The organism is Streptomyces sp. NPDC020379 (assembly GCF_044387105.1).
GTDB lineage: Bacteria > Actinomycetota > Actinomycetes > Streptomycetales > Streptomycetaceae > Streptomyces.
Map to the genome: position 1 here is coordinate 1 of NZ_JBIRVR010000041.1, position 15,730 is coordinate 15,730.

A 15,730-nucleotide genomic window follows, 5' to 3' on the forward strand; every position below is an offset into this window, starting at 1 on the left:
CTCCTTCATCACAACGCAGAGTTCAGGATCACGAGGAAGACCGCCCCATACCCTGCAAACACTCCAAAGGGTGACCGCCGAGGTTAAGGAACAAGTTGACGAGCCGACGAACAACCTCGACCTGGTCAGCACGGGCCAGTTGGAAAGCGCCCTGAACTCCTACCAGGGAGCCTTTGTGGTGGTCAGCCACGACGAGCGGTTCCTCCACAACATCCGCGTGAACCGGTGGCTGCGGTTGACCGGCGGCAAACTGATGGAGACGGCGGCCCCCGAGATGTGAGCCGACACGTCGACCGGGCCTTGTCCAGGCACCCGCCTGGTCCGGACACCGGTTCCGTGGCACGGTCCCGAGCCCAAGCCGGGCTCGGGGCCGTGCCGAGGGGCGGCACCCGCTGGTTCGCACCCCTTCAGCCCCACAGCACCCGCACCGAGGCTGAGCGCACCGATGGCGAACCCCCAGATCACCTTCCGCTGCCCGGGGGCCACGTAACCACCGCGCAGCGCACTCCCCATCCGCCCGTACTGCTCGGGACCCTCTTATACACCAGGCAGTTCGCCGCTGCGGAGGAAGGAGACGAGTAGGGGACGGACGGAAACTATCCGAACGGCGCGGCCGAGTTCCTGGGCAGGTCGGCGATCGGCGTCCGTGGACGCCGCGCCGGTCAAGGAGACCAAGCCGATGCCTTTACGCGTTCAGATCCTCATGTACGGCGGGGTGGAGGAGCGGGACTTCACCGCACAGCCGCATCTTGGAACTCCTGGTACCGCAGCAGTGGTTCGTCCCCTGAGCTGGCAGTTGTCGTTGTCCTGTTATGGAGGGCGTGACTGAAGTCGCTCTCTGGGCAGCTGAGTTGGATCCGGTATTCGCGACTCCGTCACCCACGCACTGACCTGGTCGGCCTGGACAAGGCGCCGTCAGGCCATCACACGCCGATGCGACTACCAAACACGCAGCTCAGGAGTTGGAGCACTAGGGGTTTCCCTAAACGGAGTGTGGTGTTCTGGCGATCGGCGGTCAGCCGAACAGCCGCGAATTCCTGAATCCCTACGAAGGGCAGGTTGTCATGCTGGGAAAAGTGCAGTCGATCGGCAAGGCGATCCAGGCGGTCGCGACGTCCGATCCCACCAACCGCGTCCGAAGGCTCTATGAACTAGCCGACCCTGAGCGGCAGTTCGCGCACAGGTCCACCCGCTACATCAACATCGGCTACTGGGAGGACGGTACCGAGGACCCGGACCGGGCCGGTGAGGCCCTCGCCTTGAAGCTCGCCGACATCGCGGGCTTCGAGCCGGCCCACACCGTCCTCGACGTGGGGTTCGGCTATGGCGAACAGGACTTGGCCTGGTTACGGGCAAACCGGATCCACAAGGTCCACGGACTGGAAGTGACGCCCCGCCACGTCGAAGGCGCCTGCGCGCAGGCCGAGTCGGAGGGCTTGCAGGAGCGTACCGACTTCCGCGTCGGCAGTGCCACTGAGCTTCCCTTCGAGGAAGGCGCGTTCGACCGCGTCGTCGCCCTCGACAGCGCCTTGCACTTTTATCCCCGCAGCGCCTTCCTCAAGGAGGCGCTGCGCGTCCTGAAGCCTGGCGGCGTCCTGGCCGCCGTCGACACCATCCCGCTGAGCGGTGACACCCCCCGCGGGACCTTCAGGTCCCCGCGCTTCAGCCTGTACAGGTACAGCGTGCCCGACGCCAACTGGTACGACCGGCAGACCTACGCCCGAGAGCTCCTCGACGCCGGTTTCACCGACGTCGACGTGACGTCGATCCGCGACCGGACGTGGGAGGGCTGGTACCGCTACTGGACGAGCTTGGTCGACGACCCGGACGCCCTGAAGAGACTGCATCCTGAGGCCGCACGGGAATTCGTCAAGGAGTGGAGCGACAAGGAGCGGATCCGGCAGGAGCTCGACCTGCTCGACTCCGTCACGGTCCTTGGCCGCAAGCCGTAGTGGCGCTGGCCGCCGTCTCCCGGCCGATGGATCAGGAGCCGCCCTGACCCCGCCGGATGCCCTAGGGCCGTAGCCCGCCCAGCCGTCCCTCCACCAGCACCAGCAGCCCCGCGAGGGTCTCGGCGAGCTCCGTCTGCCGGGCGGTGCCCAGCCCTTCCAGCAGCTCCTGCTCATTGCGGAGCTGGTGGGGGATGAGCCGGTCGATGAGCTCCCGGCCTTCGTTGGTCGGCGGGACGACCCGGCGGTCGCGATCGTCGGATCGCCGGGCCACGCGCGCGCTCCTCCAAGGTCCACGGCCGCTTGGTGACCGCGGCCCCGAGGTGAAGGTCTCCCGGGCGATCTGGCCCGGGCGTCAGCTCCCGGCCCGTGCGGCGCAGGGCGCCCGGGATGTCGAACTCCGCCCGGGTCAGACCCTCCCGCACCGGCGGGGCGTCCGTGGCCTGCCGCGGCAGCGCTGCACAGCGGTTCAGCCTCGTGCGGGGTGCCGACAGTGCGGCGGAGCTCGGTGCCGAAGCGCGGGAACGGAGGTGAACTCCTCGGCACTCGTCCGGCGAGGCGAGATCGAATAGGAGTCGCGGCGCCGTCGCCTTCTTCATCGTGGTCCGAGTGGTCCGAGTGGGCCAAGTCGGAGGTCGAGCGCGGCACCGACCTCGGGGCAGTTCTGGCGGATGATGTCGAGGAAGGCGTCCAGTGCCGGGGAGCGGTCCCGGGCCTGGAAGGACAGGACCAGATCGGGCAGGGGCGTGTGCGAGGTCACCTCGCAGAACCACGTGCCCCGTCGTGGGGCCGTCAGCATGCGGGAGAGTCCCAGACCGACGCCCATCCCGCAGGCAGCGAGGCCGATGATGGTGTGGATGTCCCTTGTGACGGCCGCGACGGTCGCGCCGGGGAGTCCTTGCCCAGCAGGGTCCGCAGGCCGGTGACGACGTCGGGCTCGTCCTCGCCCGGCGCCACGATCAGCTGCTGCCGCCGCAGTTGGCCCACGTCCACCGACGCCTGCCCCGCGTACGGAGCGTGCTGCTCACGACCGCGATCAGGTGGTCGTGTCCGATCGGGACCGACACCAACCGCTCGGCCCCGACGCCTCGCGGGCGGCCGAGGCCGATCGCGACGTCGAGTTCGCCGGCGACGAGCGCGGCCGTGCTGCGGCTGGACGCCATCTCGTGCAGCTCCAGCCGCACGGCGGGCCGTTCGCGGCCGAACCGGCCGAGGACGTCCGGCAGGGGTTCGAGCAGCACTGAGGCGATGAACCCCAGGCGCAGCCGTCCGGTCTCGCCGCGCGCCGCCCTGGCCGCGTCGACCGAGGCCGCCGTGAACGGGCTCGGTGCGGCTGCCATAGCCGCCCTGCCGTGCGCCGCGCCTCGGGCCCGACGCAAGTCCGACTAGCAATTCTGTTAGAAACTCGGTGCGAGGCGGGCTTGAAGTGTTGTTGGAGGTACGGGAGTTGATGCCTCCTGATAGCGTGCTCGCATTCCCCGGCGAAGCACCGGGACGCGCTCTTCCCGGAAGCAATGCTCGCGGGCATGTAACCATCGTCGGCCGTCCGTCCGGCGATGCTGCCGGGGAACTGGCTTGTGCGGTGGTGCTGTGGTTCTTCCACGGGTTGCCAGATGTCTGTCCGTCACCGAAGAGCAGCGCAGATTCCGCGACTTCCGGGGAACCACCTCCTGGCATGCCAGGGAAGCCCGCACCCGCACAAAGCGCCTTGCTGCTCGACTTCACGGAGGTAGTCATGGGTCTTCGCGTCATATCCATCCTCACGACCGGTCTCTCGGCGTCGGCACTCTCGATGACGCTATTCGCCGCCCCCGCGCTGGCAGACGGCCCCGTCACCCGGCAGCCGGGCGAACCGGTCTGCGTCACCGGATCCGCGTGCTTCTACCAGACGCCCTTTGAAGGGAAGACGGCGTGGTACGCCAACCCCGGCTCGGAATGCGTCACGCTCCCGCTCCCTGCTTACGGAGTGGTCAACTTCACCGACAAGAGACTCGACATGTACGCCACCACCGACTGCACAGGTTACGCGCTCTCGGTGCCGGCCAATGACCTCCTCAACTGGCTGGACCAGCCACCGCGCATGAGCTTCCGCGCGGTCTGACAGCGAACCCGCCCGGCGGGTGAAAGGGCAGTGACAAGAGTCGTGGGAGCCCTGAAGTCTTTGGCTTCCACGACTCCCTGTAAGGGAGAGCGACAATGCCGGACCGCACGACGCCGGGCCCCGCCTTCACCCCGCGGAGATGACAGCCGTCTTCCTGCGAGCCCGGTACGCCGCCGCCTTGATCTTGTTGCCGCAGGACTCCATGCCGCACCACTGGCGGCGGCTGCCGCGCGAGCGGTCGATGTAGACGCGGGTGCACTCGGGGTTGTCGCACTCCTTGAGCAGGGGTACGTCCGGGCCGCTCAGCAGTTCCACCGCGTGCCGGGCGACGGTGGACAGCGCCTCTCGCTGCGTTGCCGCCGTCCAGCGGCCGGCGTGGGTCAGCTGTGGTGCCGCGGGAGCCTTGCGGGCGGCGTCGTTGAGCACGGCCAGTGCCTCGTCGTCGAAGGCCGTGCCGAGGCGTCGGGCCGTGATCAGCTGATAGACGGCCTCCCGTACGGTCGTCGCCCGCACCACGTCGGCCTGCCGGGCGGGGGAGACGGAGTCGACCATGCCGGACTCCACGTACCACGCGTCCAGGCGGCCCGGCGCCGAGAACATCTCGAATCGCGCCGTGCGCCGCGCGCGGAGCGTGCCCACGAAGTCCAGCGCCGGATTGCCGCACACAAAGGCATGGTTCACGTTCACGTCACCATCCTGACGGGTGACTATGGCGCTCGCAAGGAGCGTCAGCTGTCACCTCGGTCCGCACTCCGTAGCGTTCGGCCGGATCTCGCTGCCTGACCGGCGCCGCCGCGCAGCGAGCATGGGGTGCCGGTAAATCAGATGCCGCACACCACAAGGGAGGGTAATGTGCGCCGCTCGGCAATGCCTATTACTCGACTGGTCATACGGTTACGGTTTCGGAGGGCTTGATGGTCGCGGACATGGTCAGGACCTGGGTGGCGGGCTGGGCGGTGTCACGGCGGACTCCTCCGCCGGTCGCCATGCCCTGGGGTTTCTACATCGAGGTGGCCGACAACCCCGTCGAAAGGGGACGCCATGTCCTGCCGGAAGTTGACGAGCTGTCGGTCCGCAGCGCCGCTGCCTCGGTGAACGTGCCGCGGACCTGGATGAAGATGCCCGCGGAGCCGGAGGAGATCGAACCCTGGCTGTCGCAGGGGTGGGTGGTGGCCTGGGAGGACACCGGGCATCTGATGGCCATTGACCTCGCGACTTCGGACCCGGTCGCACCTGAGGGGTACACCGCGACCGTGGAGACCGTCGGCGCCGTCGTCCACGTACGGGTGCTGGACTCGACGGGCGAGCAGGCCGCCCAGGGGCAGATGGCGCTTCTCGGGGAGGCCGTGGTGGTGGACCGGGTGGCGACCGGGGAGGCCCATCGGCGGCGCGGGCTGGGTAACTTCGTCATGCGTACGCTCGCCGACCACGCCGTGGACCAGGGCGCGGCTCTCGGCGTTCTTGGCGCGACCGACGCCGGACGTGCGCTGTACGAGACGCTGGGCTGGAAGAAGCACACCACGCTGGCGGAGTGCGTCTACCGTCCCTGAGGCAGGAACGTCGGCCGACTGGGGGGCCGGTGCACGCACCCCCCGCCGGTCGAGTTCATGGCACGGTCTCGTTGGGAGAGCCTGCTGTAGGTGCCCTGGCTCGGCCCCATCGGCGGGCAGCCGGGTCGCGAGAGGCGCGACAGACCGCGTCCGCGCTTCGCACAGGCGCGGGGAGAGATGAATCGTCGGCTCGTCGCGCGGTAAGAGCGCCGGCGCGGGCCGATGGCGCCGCCCGACCGGTGAAGCGTCCCACCGGCTTGCCCAGGTCCGCCTCGTGCGGCAGTCCCAAGGTGCTCAGCGGTACCGCGTCGGCCCCCGCTCGGCGGCGGGCGCGATCAGAGCACCAGGTCCAGCGCTACGCAGGTGAGGAGGTTCCGTGCCCCGGGATCGCCGCTGTCCTGTTCCGGATCCCTCGGCGCGGCTGCCTTCACCTCGACCATGTCCTCGTAGGCGATCCGCTCGGGCAGTGCGCCGAACCGTGCATGGCGCACCGCCGCGTCGCTGTGGTCCCGCATCGTCATCCTCCCGTTTCCTGGGCGGCCGGGCGCGTTCCCCGGCTCTCTGGTCGCTTCAGTATGTGTGCGCGTTTGTCACGCAATTGGTGAGTTGTCAGAGGCGCGCCGTGTCGATGACGGCCTGGGCGAATGCCTCGGGTGCCTCCTGCGGCAGGTTGTGGCCGATGCCCTTCAGGATCCGGTGGTCGTAGGGGCCCGAGAACCGGTCCCGGTACGCGGTCCCGTGGCCCGGAACCGTGAACGGGTCGAGCTCGGCGTCGAGCGTCACCGTCGGCGCGGTGATGACCGGCCGGGTGGCGAGCCTCTTCTCGTACGTGTCGTAGCGCTGTTCGCCTTCGGCGAGGCTCAGGCGCCAGCGGTAGTTATGGACGACGATGGCGGCATAGTCCGGGTTCTCGAAGGCGGTGGCCGTGCGCTCGAAGGTGGCGTCGTCGAAATCCCATGTCGGGGAGACGGTGTCCCAGACCAGCCGGGTCAGGTCGTGCCGCTTGGCCCGGTCCTCCATGGCGATCCGGCCCCGCTCCGTGGCGAAGTAGTACTGGTACCACCAGGCGTGCTCGGTCGCCGGCGGCAGGGGCTGGAGGTTCGCCTCCAGGTTGATGACGAGATAACCACCCGCCGACACCAGGGCCTTGCAGCGCTCGGGCCACAGTGCCGCGATGACGTCGGCGGTCCGCCCTCCCCAGTCGAATCCGGCGAGCACCGCGTTCTCCAGGCCCAGCGCGTCCATCAGGGCGATGGTGTCGAGGGCGAGGGCCGACTGCTGGCCGTTTCTGAAGGTCTGTGGCGAGATGAAGCGCGTCGTGCCGTGGCCGCGCAGATACGGAACGATCACTCGGTAACCCTCGGCCGCCAGCAGGGGCGCGACGTCGACGAAGCTGTGGATGTCGTACGGCCAGCCGTGCAGACAGATGACCGGCGTCCCGTGGGACGGCCCCATCTCGGCGTAGCCGATCTCCAGCAGGCCGGCTCTGATCTTCTTGAGCGAAGGAAACGCGGTGTGTCCGTGGGGACCGGTCGTGGGTGCGGCGGTCGCATCCGCCCGCTGCCCTGTCGCGGCCGAGGCGTGTGCCGGTCCCGAAGGCCCTGCCAGGGGTGCGGCGACCGCGCCACCGGCACTCAGGCCGGGAGTCTTGCCGGGCGTACGCCTGTTGATCATGTGAAGCCCTCCGCGCGTCTCGAAGTGCCGGGCCTGCGAACGGTCCGCGCCTCGCAGGAGACCTCACGCTCACTCAGGTCCTGACGTCCTCCGTGAGCGTGCCAGACGACTGTGGCACAGCGGACGTCACCGGTCAAACAGGTGATGCACGTCAAGTTGGCACACGTCAGAGGTGATTGGCGATCAGAGTCGTCCAGAAGTCAGAGGCAAGGAGCCCCGACGTCCTCCGGCCGACCTGCCGTCGAGCGCGGTCCGGGCAGCGCAGTGGAGTCCGGTGCTCGGCTTCGTCGCGGAGCATCTCCAGGGCTGAGGAGGCGGACCGGGGCCGGACGACAGTGGTCCGCCCCGGCCGGGCCTCCCGATGACGTCGGAGGGGCGGGGCTGTCCGTACGTACGGCTGGACGGCGCGTGGTGATCTCAGCGGATGCGGGGCAATTGCTCGCCGAGCGGCATGCCGACCACGCGCCGGGCCCCGACCAGTGTCCGCATGACGACCCGGCCGGGGCGGCCGCCGGGCACCACCTCGCCGATCCGGGCGGCTCCGCTGCCCTCCGGCAGGGAGCGCATGGCCGAGGGGGCCTGGCCGAGCGGGCGCATCCGGGCCTCATCGGCGCCCCGTGCCGTGCGTCGCTCCGCTTCCGGGACCCTCCATGACCGCTGCTTCCATGAACGGCCGGTATGCGTCGGATGGTTCGTCTTCCGCGTCACCCGGCATCCGCTCCCGCGCCCCTGGTCAGCCTGGCAGTCCAGGCTCTTGCTGCGCGAGCCGTACTACGCCCGGCGCTACGCGCCCGCCCCTGGTTCCCCGCGCGCCCCACCGGCAACCGAGGTCGTGGAGGGTTTCGAGCCCTTCGCCGACGCCCCGCGGCATGGGCCGGCCCGCTCGACGGCAACTCGCACTGGCGGCCCCAGACCACTCTTCTGCGCCCCGGCACGCACCTGGCGTCTGCCGCTGCCGAAGACGTTTTGGCCATCCGGCAAGTGACATGGCACTGAGCGGAGTCGGGCCCCGCCGCGACAGCCGGCAGGCGCGGCCCGCAGGGCGACGACCCGTCAGGTACGCCCTGGATTCAGCCGAGCAAGGCCGGGTTGGGCAGTAGCGCCCATTGCTCGCTTTTCGGATCCAGCTGCTTCAAGGTCAGTGCCTTCGCCGGTAGCCGCTCCGTCATGAGGGCCCGCAGGTCGGGGGTCCGGGGGAGGTCCCGGGTGGCGGTCTGGAGGATCGTGCCCAGGGCTTGGGCGCTTCCGGCCAGTGGGCCCAGCGCGCCTGTGACCAGGCAGCTGAAGACCTTGCGGCGGAGGACGGCGGGTTCGTCGTTCAGCAGCCGGCCGGTCAGCGGAGGCGGCGGGAACCCGTGGCGGGCCAGCCGGGCGGGGCTGATGCGGATGTCGGCGAGGTCGCGGTAGACCAGTCGCCGGGCCCGGCCCTCCCGGTCGAGAACGGCGAGGAGGTTCTGCCCGTGTGCCTCCAAGGCCACCCCGAGGTCCAGCAGGTCCAGGCAGACGCCGAGGGCGAGGTGCGCGAACTCGATGATGCGGTTCCGCCGCTCGCTGTGGGGGAGTGGTGCGAAGTGCGCGGGCAGTTCCGCCACGGGCACCACCTGCTCGCCGGTCCCGGCATATCCGTACGGAGACTCCCGTAGCACCGCCGCGAGATCCGGTGTGTCCGCTCCGGCCGCCGACAGGGTCCGGGTGAGGTGCAATCGGCCACCCAGACGTCCCGCGACGGCTTCGGCGACCTCGGAGGTGATCACGGCGTTCTCCACCGAATACGCGGAGATGTCCCGCACCGCGGAGGTGAGCTGGGTGCTCAACGCCGTCTTGACGTGCAGGTTCTGCCCGAGGTCGAGCGTGCGCAGGGACAGCAGCGGATGGGCCGCCGGCCCGGGAAGCAGCGTCCGGCCGTCCAGGGTGTGCTCGGCCTGCCAGGGGTGCACCGGGATCAGTGTGAGGTGGCCGTCGCGCAGTTCCGCCGGCCACGGGCCGCGCACCGTGGCGCCGGAGACCGGCGCGAGACGCAGGGTGACCACCGGCCGGTGCTCCGGTGCGTACGCCAGTTGTTCGGCGGCCGAGAAGCCCGGGCGGGACCGGCAGGTGGGGTGGTAGGGATGTCCGTCGGGCGACCGCTGCTCCCACTCCCACGGCGCCGCGGGTGGCTCAGGAGGGGCAGGGGCGGTGCGCGACAGCGCCAACGAGGCGGTGCTGTGGTCGAGTTCGGCGGAGAAGCGCTGACCGCCGGGCACGGCCAGGGCCGTCACCAGCCGGGCCGGATGCTCGTACGGGCGGCCGTCCAGCTCAAGGGAGGCGATCGCCGTCCCCGTCGCCCAGGGGTCCGAGGCCGGGCCGTGCAGCTGCCGCCCGTCCGCCAGCCGCAGCGTGACGCCGTCACGCCCGCTGGTACGGCCGGCGACCCAGGGGAGTGGCTCGTGGACCAGCCCCCGCCACAACCGTGCCAGTGCCGCGGCTCGTGCCCCGGGCAGGGAGGTCAGATAGGTGTCGGTCAACTCCGGTCTAATGGCGCTAAGTTGACGTTCCAGCTCCCGCTCCGCGACGGTACCGCACACGCGCATCTCCTACCGCACGCGGACGCGTTCCACACATACTGAGGGCGATGCATGACTTATCCCGAGCAGCCGACGTCCTGTCCATCGCGCCGCTGATCAACTGCCTGCTCCGAGAGGCCGCCGAACCGGCCTGGGAGCCGTCCGCCGGCCAGGCCGTCCACCGCCTGCGCGCCGGCGGCCGGCTGCTCCGGGTGCGCACCGGCCACCGGCCCTCCTCGCCCGAACTGTGGACCGGCGTGATCTGGCACCGCCTGCGCCACGCGGAGCTCCTCGGCCTCACCGCCCGCGAGATGCGCGCCGCCACCGGCTTCGCCAACTCCGCCCTGGTCGCCGAGGTGACCGCCGGCCGCGTGGCCGTGGAGGCCATCCTGGCCGCCCGGGCCCGCGCCACCCCACCCGACGATGTGTGGCTGCGCTCGGAGCAGGCCCTGGTGATGGGCCACCCCTTTCATCCGGCCCCCAAGTCCCGCAGCGGCGGCGGCCCGCCCGCCGCCTGGCTGCGCTACGCCCCCGAGGCGTACGCCCGCTTCCCGCTCGTGCTCCTGGGTGTGCGCGAGGACGCGGTGATCGACGACGGTGACACCCGCGCTCTCGACGCGCTGGGCCAGGCTCCGCCCGGCTACCGCCTGCTGCCCGCCCATCCCTGGCAGCTCGACCTCACCCACCGCCTGCCGGCCGTGCGCACCGCCTTCGCCGAGGGCCGCCTGGTCCGGCTGGGCACCACGCCCTGGAAGGCCGAAGCCACTTCCTCGGTGCGCACGGTCCACGTCCCCCGGAGGTCCGAGGGCGCGAGTCGGGTCGGTGACCTGTTCCTGAAGTTCAGCCTGGAGGTGCAGATCACCAACGACATCCGACGGATGCGGCGGCACGAACTGCGTCATGTGCGCCGCACCGACCCGCTGGTCAGCGCCGCCTTCGAGGCCATGGAAGGGCCCGCGGCCTGGCTGAGCGAACGCGGACACCGCACGGTGCGCGGCCTCGACGAGACCTTCCCGGTCCTGGTCCGCGACGGTCTGGACGGGCACGTGGTGCCGGGCGCCACCGCGGTGCTGGCCGCCGCGCTCACCGATGGCTTCGACGGCAATCCCCTTGACCGCCTCATCGACCCGCTGCCCTGGTGGTCGGCCTATCTGCGTCAGGTCGTCCCGCCTGTGCTGGAGGCGTATGCCCGGCACGGCGTGGCGGTCGAGTGCCACTTGCAGAACACACTGATCGCCGTCGATACGGACGGCACTCCCGTCCAGGCCGTCTTCCGCGACACCGAGGGGGCCAAGACCATCCCCGAGGTGCCGAGGGAGGCGGCCTGGCAGCGCCTCGTGTACTGCCTCGTCGTGAACAATCTCAGCGAGATCGCCAACGCTCTCGAACACCGCTTTCCCGGCGCTGCCGAGGTGCTGTGGCCTGCGGCGCGGCGGGAGTTCGAGCGGTACGACAAAGAACGCGGCTTCCCCGAGGCCCTCACCCTCCTCGCGGCGCCGACGGTCCCGGCCAAAGCGAATCTTCTCTCGCGCTGGATCGGTGCCAGCGGTACCGACCCCTGCTATCTGCCAGTCCTCAATCCGCTGGTGGCCGGATACCCGACCCGCGCACCGAGTTGGCGTACGAGCGGTCCAGCCGCGGCGACGTGAAAAGGGGTAGGCGCGATGTGCTCGGGGACGCCGTGGAATCTGCCGTGGGCCACGTGGTGGGGGCGGTGCGAGTGCACCGCCCCGTGTCGGATGGGGAGGCCGTGTCGGGCGGTCCGGTTATTCGTGGTGACTGATCGTTTCGTTATTGCTTGTCACGCGCGGCGAGCCGTTCGGTGATCTCGGTCTTGACCGTCTCGTGCAGCTCGTCCGACGTGAATCCGAGGCCGCGCAGGATCCGCGCGGCCGGGCTCTCCTCGGTGCGGATCAGGCCCAGCAGGGTGTGTTCGGTGCCGACCCAGTCGTGGCCGAGGTCGGCCGACGCGCGGCGTGCCTGCTCGATGGCCTCCTTGCTCTCCGGCCGGAACGCGATGTGACCCCGCGGTGCCTTCTGCCCGGCCGGCGGCATCGCTTCCCCGATCGCGTCGCGGATGCGCTGCTCCGACCCGGATGCCGCCACCAGCACCTTGTATGCCAGGCCCCGCGGTTCGCCGAGGAGGCCGAGCAGCATGTGTTCGGTGCCGATGAAGTCGTGCTTGTGCGTCCGGGCGGCTTCCTGCGCGAGGACGATGCTGTGCCGGTTCAGGTTGGTGAAGCGCTCGAACGCGGCGGGGGTGTGGCGTTGCTGGGCGGCCTGTTTGGACACGCCGATGGCGGCGCCGATCTCGGTCCATGACGCGCCGGTCTGCTTGGCCTTGCTGACGTAGTGGTCGATGAGTTGGTCACCGAGGTCGGCCAGTGTCTGGGCGCGGAGGCGCGCCTCGCTGATGCGGGCCAGTTCGTCGGCGTCGGGGAGTTCCTCGTCGAGCCGGGCGATCAGGTCGGCGAGGCTGATGTCGAGTGGACTCATGCGTCAACTTTAAGTTGACGATCATTCGTCGTCAACCGGTAATTGACGATTGCTTCCGGGTTGCTTCCAGTGCCTTCGCGGGATGGTTCGGTGGGCAGTCGACCCTGATCATGGCCTGCCGAAGCGCGTCGAACTTGCGTGGTGCGGCTCGGCGGTTGGGTGTCGAGTGGATGTGATCTGTCTGTCCGTCTGCCGAGCGTCGTGCTGCACTGACGGCTGGTCAAGCCGGTCCTCTCGAAGGCGCGCACCGGGCCCCTATCGGTCCGGGTGGGCGGCCGCCCACCCGTGTTCGAGGAGCGCGAAGATTTCGTCGGCGGCTCGGCGCGGTTCGGGGTGCTGCAGGATGAGGCCGCGGGCCTCAAGAGCGAAGCGGGCCAGGGCGGCGCAGCTGACATCGTCCTCGGGTGCGCCCGCGGCCTCGGCGATGGCCCTCGTCAGGGCCTCTTCGTGGCGCGTCCACATGCGGTGGGCATAGTCGCGCAGCGCGGGAGTCTCCTGCACCATGCGCGTGAAGTCGGCGAACCGCGGGTCCGCGGCGTGAACCGCGAGCTGTGTCTGCTTGAGCAGGAGGTACTCGCGCAACGCCTGCGGGATCGACTGGCCCGGGGCGCGCTCGCGTACGGCGGCGACGAGGGCTGCCTCCAGGTCGTCGGCCTGATCGAAGACCAGGGCTTCCTTGCCGGAGAAGTGCTTGAACAGGGTGGTCACCGAGACGTCGGCGGCGTCGGCGACGTCTTTGACGCCGACCTGGTCGTAGCCGCGCTCGAGGAAGAGCTCAAGTGCGGCGTCTGCCAGGGACTGGCGGGTCTGGGCCTTCTTGCGCTCGCGGCGCCCGGTCGGTTCGGTCACTCGTGCACCCTACCCCGAAGTGCATCCACTACGAAAGTGTAGTCATTGCACTTATTTAGTGGATGTGCTTTCTTGGGGATGCCGGGCAACCCGGCGACTCACCACCTCCCGAGGGGCACTCCCATGAACTCCGTCCGTGATCCCCGCATCGCGATCGTCGGCGCCGGCCTCGGCGGCCTCACCTGCGCCCGAGTCCTGCAGCAACACGGACGCGCCGTCACGGTCTTCGAACGCGAGGCATCCGCCGCTGCCCGCCCGCAGGGCGGCACCCTCGACCTGCATGCCGACACCGGCCAGGCCGCCCTGCGCGCGGCGGGGCTGCTCGACCGGTTCCACGCCCTCGCCCGCCCCGAAGGGGATGAGTGGCGCGTGCTCGACTTCGCTACCGCCGCCCCCCTGGCACAGCAGGGGCCTTCCGCCTCCGACACCCGGCCGGAGATCGACCGAGGCCAACTGCGCGGTCTGCTCCTGGACTCGATCACCGGGGGCACGGTGCGGTGGGACCGCGCTGTCAGCGGGGTGACCCCACTGGCGGACGGCACCTGCCGGCTGCTCTTCGCTGACGGCACCGCCGAGGACTTCGACCTGGTGATCGGTGCCGACGGCGCCTGGTCACGCGTCCGTCCGGCCCTGTCGCACGCCGTACCCGGCTACACCGGTGTCACCTTCATCGAGACCGGATTCGACCACTGCGACACCCGCCATCCCGACCTCGCGCGGCTGGTCGGCAACGGATCGATGCTCGTGAAGGGCGCTGGCATGTCCTTGGTCGCCCAGCGCAACAGCAACGGCCACATCCGCGCCTACATCGCGCTCCGCGCGCCGCAGGACTGGCACGTGGCCGCCGGCATCGACCTCGGTGATGAGCGGGCCGTGCGGAGGCACCTGCTGATGATGTTCGACGGCTGGGACGAGAGCCTGCGCTACATCCTGCGCAACGGCGACAACGGATTCGTCAACCGGTCCCTGTTCGTCCTGCCCGCCTCGCACACCTGGGAGCACGTTCCCGGCGTCACGCTGCTCGGCGATGCCGCGCACCTGATGCCCCCGGTCGGGCTGGGCGCCAATCTCGCCATGCTCGACGGCGCCGACCTCGCCCGCGCACTCGTCGCCGAATCCCGCACCGACGACGCCGTCCGCGCCTACGAGAGCGTCATGCTGCCGCGCTCGATCGAGGCCGCGACGGCCAGTGCGCAGGGACTCGACCACCTCGTTCCCGCGATAGCCCCCTGAGCCGCGCCGCCCCCGGGCCCGCGTCGGTCACGTGCGCTCTCCGGCGATCGCCACCGAGGGGGTCGAGGTGGATGCGGGCGTTGGGTGCGTGCCGGGCGGTGGCGACCGCACGAGCAGGGCGGGGCTTGCCTCGGTGGATGTCGAGTGGGGCGGCCCGGCTCGCCCTGCGGGGAGCTCGGGTCGGCGGGCCGGGCCGGTTCGACCGCGCGGCGACAGGGGAGTGGGCTGCGCGGCCGGTCAGAGGGTCGGCGGTGTCACCGCCGGTGGTGCGTGAGTACGCGTCAGCGCGCTACCCGGAAGGCCTTCACCTGCCGGGTGGTGCAGGACTTCTTCTCGGTCGCCGTCATGGGGCGCGTCTTCACGACGACCGCGTTGTGCACACCGTCGGTCCCGTTGGGGGCGGGGCCGGTGACGGTGTCCGGGAGGTACCAGTAGTAGTGGCCCGCCTTGGGGGAGTCGTAGTGGGTCTGCCAGGTGCCCGAGATGTTCTGCATCGCCTGGGCGCGGGAGACCCAGCCGACCTCGCCCGGCTTGACCGTCACGGTCAGTGAACTGGTCTCGGAGTGCGAACTCGACCAGGTGTGGCTGTAGGACGCCTGGACGCTGACGTCGATGATGCCCGCGATCTTTCCGCCGGCGCTGATGGTCACGCCGGCGCTGTCACTCGAACCCACTGTGTCGGACCAGCTCAAGGTCTGTGTCGCATCCGAACTGCTGCAGTTGTGCAGCTCGTCGGAGACCCGCCGTTGGTTCCCCAGGAACGCCTTGCCGATCTTGGGGTCGTTGAATGTGCACTTGCCGACACCGGACGCGCAGTCGGCCATGATCTGGTCCGCGGACATGCCGTCGGCCGCCTGCGCCGGCAGGGTCATCGACGCCAGGACGCCTGCCGCCGCCACGGACAGCGCGGCTATTCGACCGACGTGGCGACGTCTGTTGGTCTCCTTCACCGGACAACTCCCCTTCATAGGACGAGAGAACGGCGAGAATCCGTCACTCCGGATTCGTCACCGTGTGTTGCGAAGAGGCTCGTCCATACGTCCTGACAAAACCACCAAGAAAAAGTAAAGTAGTAATGCAATGGTCAACCACCATCGGCGGGACGGCTCTCGGGCCGATCCGCCGCGCGCACTCGGCTTCAGGCGCGGCAAGGCGTTCTTCATCCACGGGCCCGGTTTCGGCCCGCACGTCGAGATGCAACCGGTTCTTGACGGCCCTGCTTCCGAGAACGCGCCGGAAGGACGCCCGCGGCCCCGTTGGACATCAGCTGCGCCGCTCCGAGCGCCTGCCGGCACCTCGGCCCATGCGCTCAGGCCCGCATCGGCGCATGCCGTG

13 protein-coding genes and 3 pseudogenes are annotated in these 15,730 nt (G+C 69.9%); 6 read left to right on the forward strand and 10 right to left on the reverse strand.

The genetic code is table 11. The features are described from left to right. Positions 1-94: 94 nt before the first annotated feature. Together ACH427_RS31630 and ACH427_RS31635 are read left to right on the forward strand one after the other, a co-directional pair. Positions 95-280: pseudogene (locus ACH427_RS31630) on the forward strand (ABC transporter ATP-binding protein); the annotation flags it as partial. Between the two features lie 784 nt (positions 281-1,064). Continuing rightward, positions 1,065-1,952 (forward strand): methyltransferase domain-containing protein, encoded by an 888-nt coding sequence (locus tag ACH427_RS31635; RefSeq protein ID WP_398875152.1) that lies wholly within the window; start codon positions 1,065-1,067, stop codon positions 1,950-1,952. 61 nt (positions 1,953-2,013) lie between these two features. On the opposite strand, the gene ACH427_RS31640 is transcribed toward ACH427_RS31635, so the two are convergent. Together ACH427_RS31640 and ACH427_RS31645 are read right to left on the reverse strand one after the other, a co-directional pair. Further along, a complete protein-coding gene (locus tag ACH427_RS31640) occupies positions 2,014-2,223 on the reverse strand; it encodes a hypothetical protein (RefSeq protein WP_398875154.1) in 210 nt (69 codons plus the stop codon). 321 nt (positions 2,224-2,544) lie between these two features. After that, positions 2,545-3,319 (reverse strand): annotated as a pseudogene (locus tag ACH427_RS31645) (LysR family substrate-binding domain-containing protein); the annotation flags it as partial. Between the two features lie 365 nt (positions 3,320-3,684). Here ACH427_RS31645 and ACH427_RS31650 point away from each other — a divergent pair. Next, entirely contained in the window at positions 3,685-4,050 is a 366-nt protein-coding gene (locus ACH427_RS31650; RefSeq protein ID WP_398875156.1) for a hypothetical protein, read from the forward strand. A 126-nt stretch (positions 4,051-4,176) separates the two neighbouring features. Here ACH427_RS31650 and ACH427_RS31655 read toward each other — a convergent pair whose 3' ends face one another. Further along, on the reverse strand, positions 4,177-4,737 hold the full coding sequence (locus ACH427_RS31655; RefSeq protein WP_398875158.1) for a CGNR zinc finger domain-containing protein: 561 nt from the start codon (positions 4,735-4,737) through the stop codon (positions 4,177-4,179). Positions 4,738-4,976: 239 nt separating this feature from the next. Between ACH427_RS31655 and ACH427_RS31660 the strand changes: the two genes are divergently transcribed. Continuing rightward, positions 4,977-5,600: a GNAT family N-acetyltransferase gene (locus ACH427_RS31660; protein WP_398875160.1), complete on the forward strand. Its 624-nt coding sequence runs from the start codon at positions 4,977-4,979 to the stop codon at positions 5,598-5,600. A gap of 335 nt (positions 5,601-5,935) precedes the next feature. Here ACH427_RS31660 and ACH427_RS31665 read toward each other — a convergent pair whose 3' ends face one another. From ACH427_RS31665 to ACH427_RS31680, 4 genes and pseudogenes are all read right to left on the reverse strand, one after another. Continuing rightward, positions 5,936-6,121 (reverse strand): hypothetical protein, encoded by a 186-nt coding sequence (locus ACH427_RS31665; protein ID WP_398875162.1) that lies wholly within the window; start codon positions 6,119-6,121, stop codon positions 5,936-5,938. An 88-nt stretch (positions 6,122-6,209) separates the two neighbouring features. Further along, positions 6,210-7,274 carry an alpha/beta fold hydrolase gene (locus tag ACH427_RS31670; RefSeq protein ID WP_398875163.1) on the reverse strand — a complete coding sequence of 355 codons (1,065 nt, stop codon included), beginning with the start codon at positions 7,272-7,274 and terminating at the stop codon, positions 6,210-6,212. Between the two features lie 417 nt (positions 7,275-7,691). After that, positions 7,692-7,853 (reverse strand): annotated as a pseudogene (locus ACH427_RS31675) (hydrogenase expression/formation protein HypE); the annotation flags it as partial. Between the two features lie 491 nt (positions 7,854-8,344). Beyond that, positions 8,345-9,844 (reverse strand): IucA/IucC family protein, encoded by a 1,500-nt coding sequence (locus tag ACH427_RS31680; protein ID WP_398875165.1) that lies wholly within the window; start codon positions 9,842-9,844, stop codon positions 8,345-8,347. A 41-nt stretch (positions 9,845-9,885) separates the two neighbouring features. On the opposite strand from ACH427_RS31680, the gene ACH427_RS31685 reads away from it, so the two are divergent. Next, positions 9,886-11,466, forward strand: coding sequence for an IucA/IucC family protein (locus tag ACH427_RS31685; protein ID WP_398875167.1), 1,581 nt, complete (start codon positions 9,886-9,888; stop codon positions 11,464-11,466). Positions 11,467-11,608: 142 nt separating this feature from the next. On the opposite strand, the gene ACH427_RS31690 is transcribed toward ACH427_RS31685, so the two are convergent. Beyond that, on the reverse strand, positions 11,609-12,313 hold the full coding sequence (locus ACH427_RS31690) for a Clp protease N-terminal domain-containing protein (protein ID WP_398875169.1): 705 nt from the start codon (positions 12,311-12,313) through the stop codon (positions 11,609-11,611). Between the two features lie 255 nt (positions 12,314-12,568). Continuing rightward, positions 12,569-13,162 carry a TetR/AcrR family transcriptional regulator gene (locus ACH427_RS31695; protein ID WP_398875171.1) on the reverse strand — a complete coding sequence of 198 codons (594 nt, stop codon included), beginning with the start codon at positions 13,160-13,162 and terminating at the stop codon, positions 12,569-12,571. Between the two features lie 123 nt (positions 13,163-13,285). Here ACH427_RS31695 and ACH427_RS31700 point away from each other — a divergent pair, with 123 nt between their 5' ends. Next, positions 13,286-14,395, forward strand: coding sequence for an FAD-dependent oxidoreductase (locus ACH427_RS31700; protein ID WP_398875174.1), 1,110 nt, complete (start codon positions 13,286-13,288; stop codon positions 14,393-14,395). Positions 14,396-14,676: 281 nt separating this feature from the next. Here ACH427_RS31700 and ACH427_RS31705 read toward each other — a convergent pair whose 3' ends face one another. Next, positions 14,677-15,345 (reverse strand): hypothetical protein, encoded by a 669-nt coding sequence (locus tag ACH427_RS31705; RefSeq protein ID WP_398875176.1) that lies wholly within the window; start codon positions 15,343-15,345, stop codon positions 14,677-14,679. Between the last annotated feature and the right edge of the window lie 385 nt (positions 15,346-15,730).